This window comes from Neisseria sp. HMSC064E01, assembly GCF_001808875.1.
Lineage (GTDB): Bacteria > Pseudomonadota > Gammaproteobacteria > Burkholderiales > Neisseriaceae > Neisseria > Neisseria sicca_A.
This window is the reverse complement of the sequence record NZ_KV794901.1, coordinates 1-632: the sequence shown is the minus strand read 5'-3', so window position 1 is coordinate 632 and position 632 is coordinate 1. Positions and strand designations below refer to the sequence as shown.

Annotated in this window: 1 protein-coding gene; it reads left to right on the top strand. The window is 47.2% G+C overall.

Annotated elements, in window-relative coordinates:
• Nucleotides 1–108 precede the first annotated feature (108 nt).
• A partial coding sequence (locus HMPREF2572_RS03200; protein WP_246827757.1) for a type VI immunity family protein occupies nt 109–632 on the top strand: 524 nt, incomplete at its 3' end.

Below are 632 nucleotides of genomic sequence, written 5' to 3'. Positions count from 1 at the left end.
AATACCAGTGCATCCTATTATTTCAATATCACTTCTTTTGCCGCCTACTTTGCAAACGATCCAGATATATCAAGAGGCACTCTGCTTTTTAATCTGCCACTAGAAATTTTGTCTTCTCCTCAAGATTTGGCAAAGCTGGATGAATTTGTCGGCAAAATTTCAGAGAAGCTGGATGTTTTCCACGGTTATATCGGGCTGGCGGCGATTCCACCGCATAATTATCACGACGGTGCGCCGTATGAATACGGGGTTTGCCGCGAGAATTTAGGACTGATTCCGGTCACGACCGATTATTTGGCAGATTTCTATGACTACAATATCCGCAGTATCAGTTGGTACACGCTGGTCGGTAGGGAACTTTACGGACAGCTACCGGCAGGCAGGATAGAGCCTGTTTTGGCAAATCATCCCAATATTACTCTGCGCGACATCGCCGGCATCAAAGTTTTCAAAATCGGCAGCCTGCCCGAAACAGGGGATATCCGCGAAGATCTACCCTTGGACTACATTGCGCTAAACCGCGCTTTAGAACCGATACGCGAAAAATATCCGCGTGAAAACATGGGCGGCATTACCCGCGAACAGATGTATTATTGGTCGAGAAGATGGGACGGCTGGGAAGTGGAAGAAAA